5 protein-coding genes are annotated in these 5,345 nt (G+C 49.4%); all 5 read left to right on the top strand.

Annotation, left to right across the window (positions count from 1 at the left end; genetic code table 11):
• Positions 1-59: 59 nt before the first annotated feature.
• The 5 genes from H0Z23_RS08395 to H0Z23_RS08415 all read left to right on the top strand — a co-directional run bounded on the left by H0Z23_RS08395 (position 60) and on the right by H0Z23_RS08415 (position 5,342).
• A complete protein-coding gene (locus H0Z23_RS08395) occupies positions 60-1,022 on the top strand; it encodes an ABC transporter substrate-binding protein (protein WP_296868996.1) in 963 nt (320 codons plus the stop codon).
• 3 nt (positions 1,023-1,025) lie between these two features.
• Positions 1,026-2,210, top strand: a complete 1,185-nt coding sequence (locus H0Z23_RS08400) for an ABC transporter permease (RefSeq protein ID WP_296868997.1) — start codon at positions 1,026-1,028, stop codon at positions 2,208-2,210.
• Between the two features lie 2 nt (positions 2,211-2,212).
• Positions 2,213-3,280, top strand: coding sequence for an ABC transporter ATP-binding protein (locus H0Z23_RS08405; RefSeq protein ID WP_296868998.1), 1,068 nt, complete (start codon positions 2,213-2,215; stop codon positions 3,278-3,280).
• Positions 3,249-4,004, top strand: coding sequence for an ABC transporter permease (locus H0Z23_RS08410; protein ID WP_296868999.1), 756 nt, complete (start codon positions 3,249-3,251; stop codon positions 4,002-4,004). Before H0Z23_RS08405 ends, H0Z23_RS08410 begins: the two co-directional genes overlap by 32 nt.
• 138 nt (positions 4,005-4,142) lie before the next feature.
• Positions 4,143-5,342: an iron-containing alcohol dehydrogenase gene (locus H0Z23_RS08415; RefSeq protein ID WP_296869000.1), complete on the top strand. Its 1,200-nt coding sequence runs from the start codon at positions 4,143-4,145 to the stop codon at positions 5,340-5,342.
• Positions 5,343-5,345: the final 3 nt, after the last annotated feature.

Genomic DNA, 5,345 nt, shown 5'->3' on the forward strand with positions numbered 1-5,345 from the left:
AGGGCATCAAAGGTCCTTGAGCCTAAGTAAAAAGTGAGGTATGGAAAGAGGTGGTAGCCATGAGAGCGAGAGGAAAGAGAACATTTAAAAGTATGGGCGCCGTTTTAGCAGCATTGATAATGGCTGTTTTGGTTTCTGCATGCCCCCAAGTTGCATGGACTTCAGAAGCGGAAAAGCCTATAGTTGTAGGTTCCAAGATCGATACAGAGGGCGCCCTTTTGGGAAACATGATCGTTGCTCTGTTAAAAAATAAGGGTTTCAAGGTGGTAGACAGGGTGCAGACGGGCACGACCAAGGTGGTGAGAGAAGCCTTGATCTCGGGAGAAATAGATATATACCCTGAATATACCGGAAACGGATATTTCTTCTTTTCTGGCAAGACCGATGCATCTGTCTGGAAAGATTTTGAAAAGGGATGGGAGACCATAAGGGACCTGGACAAAGAAGCTAATGACCTCGTGTGGCTCAGGCCGGCACCGGCCAACAATACTTGGGCAATAGCCATGAGGCGAGATGATGCCGAAAAGGCCAATATCAAGACCTTGGGGGACTTGGCCTCTTATCTTGAGTCTGGTGGATATTTCAAGATAGCGGCCAGCGAGGAGTTCGTATCGAGCGAGGCTGCGCTTCCGGCATTTGAGGCTGGGTACGGTTTCACCCTCTCAAATGACCAAATAGTGGTCCTCTCAGGTGGAAACACGGCGCTTACCGAGAAAGCCGCTGCAACCAGGCAAAATGGCGTGAACGCAGCCATGGCCTACGGAACTGATGGCCAGCTTGCTGCTTTGAACCTAGTGGTACTCGAGGACACAAAAAATATACAGCCAGTCTATGCTCCGGCCCCTGTGGTGCGCCGAGAGGTCTTGGAAATGTATCCTGGGATAAAACCTCTTTTGGAGGATTTATTTGCTACGTTAGACTTGGAAAGCCTCCAGGCCTTGAACGGTAAAATAGCGGTAAATGGAGAGGACCCTAAAAAAGTGGTCCAGGAATATTTGCAGTCCAAGGGGTTTTTTGATTAATCAATGGTCAGAGATAGCGAAGGCAGAGGCGTAGTCTGCCTGGCCTTTATTATCGCCCTTTTGGCGATTTTCATGCCTCTTTATCTAGTAAGGGAAAACAGGGTGGCAGAGGGGGTTTTGTATGGTGTTGCAGGACTCCCTAAGAGGCGGTGCTTGTTTTTTGTCCTTTTGCCTATCGTCCTTCATGGTTTTGCCTTGTTCGGCCCCTCCAGAGAGGCTAGAAAGAGGATGGCCGTTATTTCTTCCTTTTTGGGTGCCATTTCTCTTATGTTTTTCCTTTCCGGGGTAAGCGCTTACTATGAGGCCGTTGGCCCCGAGTCCGTTAGAATCGCTCCAGGGCCTGGCCTTTTGCTTTTGGCGTTTTCTTTGATGGTTCCACTATTGGGGTTTGAGATGCCTCCATTAATTGCCTTGTTTGGTGGAGGGGCCCTAATTTCTGCTGCGTGGTTTCTCATAGCGACTGGCCGTTTGGATGCCCTTGGAGTCCTCAAGGAGGCGGCGAACAGGCAGGATCGCCTTCTTGCAGAGATAGTAAACCACGTGCGCATATCTTCCACCGCTGTGTTTTTTGCGAGCTTGTTGGGAATACCATCGGCTTTTCTGATCTCGAGGAGCAGTAAGGCCAAGAAAACCTTTCTTGGGGTGATGAATGTTCTTCAGACTGTCCCCAGCATAGCCCTTTTTGGCTTGCTTATAGCTCCTTTAGCGGCTTTGAGTAGGGCATTTCCCGTCTTGAGAGAGATGGGAATCCGAGGCATAGGGGATACGCCGGCCATTATTGCCTTGTCCATTTATGCCATGTATCCCATCCTAAGGAACACCTTGGCAGGGATAGAGGGAGTTTCTCCGTCTGTTTTGGATTCTGCTGAGGCCATGGGCATGAACAGGCGCGAGATGCTGAAGATAATAATAATTCCCTTGACCTTGCCCTTTGTTGTCCACGGAGTTAGGCTTGCCATGATCCAGTCCATAGCTAACGCTACTTTAGGCAAGCTGATAGGCTCTGGTGGGTTGGGGGTGTTCGTCTTTGAGGGTTTGGGGCAGTTTTCCGTGGACATGGTGGTCCTTGGAATAATTTTTCTGGCCCTTCTAACTATTGGAGCAGATGCCTTGTTTCGTGTCGTAGGCTACATGGTTATCCCCAAGGCGTTGCAAAAACAGTATTATTCAGATAACAGGAGCAGCTGACCATGCAAAAAAAATCAGCCATCATAAGATTTCATGGAGTAGAGGTAAAGTATGGCGAGGTTCAGGCCCTAAGAGGTGTCAATCTAGAGATACCCGGGGGAAAGGTGACCGTGATAATCGGTCCCAGCGGGTGCGGCAAATCCACCATGATACGGACTGTGAATAGAATGGTGGAGCCTACAAAGGGTACGGTGGAGTATCAGGGAGTGGATGTCAAGCAGTTGGGAAAGATAGAGCTTAGGAGACAGATGGGTTACGCCATTCAGAACGTAGGGCTTATCCCCCATCTGACTGTAGAAGAGAATATAATGCTTGTGCCAAGGCTTCTAGGTTGGCCAGAGGAGAGAAAGAAAAAAAGGGCCCATGAGCTTTTTGAACTAATAGGGCTAGATCCTAAAGAATACGGTAACAAATACCCTTCTGAACTTTCAGGGGGAGAGGCTCAGCGGGTAGGGGTTGCCAGGGCATTGGGGGCTGATCCTCCTGTCTTGCTCTTTGACGAGCCCTTTGGAGCTGTAGACCCCCTGAAGAGAGAGGAACTGCAGGGCGAGTTTGTAAGGATCCAAAGGCGCTTGAAAAAAACAGTGCTTTTCATTACCCATGACTTAAGTGAGGCCATTCGCCTGGCAGACTACATGGTCATCATGAAGGATGGCTTAGTTGTCCAGGCGGATACGCCCCAGAGGCTGCTTAAGGAGCCAGCCAACGATTTTGTGGAACAGTTTCTGGGTGCGGACCGGACCCTGCAGCGCCTCACGCTCCTTACCGCTGACAGGATTGCCAAGCCATTGCGGATCGAAGGAGAAGGGTTGGTGGGTGCTTCAGGGATTTTATGGAGGCCCCTGGCTGATGGGGACATATTGGCGGTATATAAGGGTGATTCGGGAGAGTTTCTCTCAAGGTTAGTGCAGGTGAATATCCATGTAGCGAGACCTTATGCTTCCTTGAAGGAATGTGTTTCAAAGTTTCTTGCCCTTGGGTTGCCTGCCATACCGTTAGTGGATGATTCAGGAGAGGTTACAGCAGAGGTGCTATTTGATGATATTCAAAGGATCACTAAAGAAGGATAAAAAACTTCAGGCGAGGGCGTTGGCTTTAAATGCCTTTTGGGGGCTGTTGCTTACTGTGTATGTTTTAAGCCCAACAGTCCAAAAGTCACTTTTGTCCGTTGTTTTTCCCAGTGCGCCTGCATATGTGCATCCCAGGGTATCTCTTGCTCACATGACATTGACTCATCTCGGCCTTACCTTCAGCGCTACGGCGCTTTCTGTGCTTGTAGGGGTAGCGGTGGGGGTTTGCGTTACCCGATCCTTCGGCCGGGAATACCTTCCCCTGGCGGTCCGAACGAATGCCCTTCTGCAATCCCTGCCCCCCTCGGCGGTCATAATACTTGCTTTCCCAATCCTGGGTTTTGGGTGGAAGCCAACCCTTCTGGCCCTTTTCCTTTACTCTCTTTTGCCCGTTGCTGCCAACACGATAATTGGATTTCAATCAGTTGGGGCAGATGTTCTGGATGCAGCAGATGGGCTCGGCATGAAGGAGAGCCAAAGGCTATTCATAGTGGAGTTTCCCATAGCCTTGCCTCATATCGTTAACGGTATCCGGCATGCCTTCATCCTGAACCTGGGCACCGCTGCAATTGGAGCCGTCATAGGTGCAGGAGGGCTTGGAAGCATTATAATGAGTGGCCTTATATCCAACAACTCTGCCCTGGTGCTTTCGGGCACTATAGTCATAAGCTCCATTGCCCTGCTGTCCGAGAGCCTATTTTCCCTCATATTTGGCGAACATTAGGTAAACTGCTCTCCGGCACAACATAGAGAAAAAATACACAATAAATAAAACCCAATAGTGAAATAGTTGACAAGAAGAAAAACCTTTGCTATCTTTTGTAGTGAAAAAGTTCACTAATATGAGATTGGAGGGATTGCCATGTGGGATGATGTTTTCCCCATTGACCAGGTACAAGAGATAAGGGCCAAGACCACTGTTTACCTTGGCGCAGGAGCCATAAAAAAGATCTCTGATATAGCCGAGAACCTCAAGAAAAAAGGTGTAAATAATGTATTGGTAGTAACAGGCAGAAGCTCCTACAAAAAGACTGGAGCTTGGGACCATGTAGAGAGGGCTCTGAAGGAACAGGGTCTGGGGTATGTGATTTATGACAAGGTTACGCCCAATCCAACGGCGGACAGCGTGGACGAGGCAACCAAGATGGGAAGAGACTTTGGGGCCAACGCTGTTATTGCTATAGGTGGAGGAAGCCCAATTGATGCAGCCAAAAGCGTGGCCATACTGCTCGAGTACAAGGACAAGACGGCGAGGGATCTTTATGAGCTTTCCTTTGCGCCGCAAAAGGCCGTACCGCTGGTAGCCATAAATCTCACCCACGGAACGGGGACGGAGGTGGACCGTTTTGCCGTGGTCACCATACCGGAAAAGGAATACAAGCCAGCGATAGCCTATGACTGCATATATCCAATGTACTCCATAGATGACCCAGAGCTGATGACGGGCCTTTCCCTGGAACAGACAAGGTATGTAAGCATAGACGCATTAAACCACGTTATCGAAGCCTGTACCACGAAAACTGCCAATCCATTTTCCATCCTACTTGCCAAGGAGACGGTAAGGCTGATAGCAAAGTACTTGCCCAGGGCGGTAGAGAACCCCCAGGACCTGAGGGCGAGATATTTTCTCCTCTATGCCTCTATGATAGCTGGAGTCTCCTTTGACAACGGGCTTTTGCATTTCACCCACGCCCTTGAGCATCCACTCTCTGCCATAAAGCCTGAGCTTGCCCATGGTTTAGGTCTTGCGATGATAGTTCCAGCGGTAGTGGAGGCCATTTACCCAGCTTCCAAGGATATTCTTGATGAGGTCCTGGAGCCTATAACAAAAGGAGCCAAGGAAGCAGAGGAAGTCGCCAGGGCACTGGAAAAATGGATCTTCTCTGTAGGAGTGACATCTAAGCTGGAAGATGAAGGTTTCAAAGGAGAAGATATCCCCAAGCTTGTGAAGCTGGTAAGGGAGACTCCTTCCTTGGATGGACTTGTGTCCCTGGCGCCAGTTGAAGGAACTGACGAAGTTATAAAGAGGATTTACGAGAGATCCCTTAAGCCTATTGCTTAATCC

The organism is Thermovirga sp. (assembly GCF_017656375.1).
GTDB lineage: Bacteria > Synergistota > Synergistia > Synergistales > Thermovirgaceae > Thermovirga.